This is a genomic window from Yersinia sp. 2542 StPb PI, from assembly GCF_048593855.1.
GTDB lineage: Bacteria > Pseudomonadota > Gammaproteobacteria > Enterobacterales > Enterobacteriaceae > Yersinia > Yersinia enterocolitica_E.
Map to the genome: position 1 here is coordinate 1 of NZ_JAZGQA010000586.1, position 215 is coordinate 215.

Sequence of the window (215 nt, forward strand, 5' to 3'; positions counted from 1 at the left end):
CACCCCGGCGGCGTGACATTAACGCCGTACAGCAGTGAGACCTTTGCGGTGGTGGAAGCGAAGGGCGCTGAAGGGGCTGAAGTGTCCGGTTACTCCGGCGTAAAAATTGACTCCCGGGGTTATGCCGTGGTGCCGTATCTGAGTGCCTATCAGATGAATGAGATAACCATCGATCCGAAGGGGACCTCTTATGACGTGGAGCTGGAATCCACCAG

At 56.7% G+C, this 215-nt stretch carries 1 protein-coding gene; it reads left to right on the forward strand.

Annotated elements, in window-relative coordinates; translation table 11 throughout:
* Positions 1 to 215 (forward strand): fimbria/pilus outer membrane usher protein (locus V1952_RS22820; protein WP_420075669.1); only part of this gene is annotated, 215 nt, incomplete at both ends.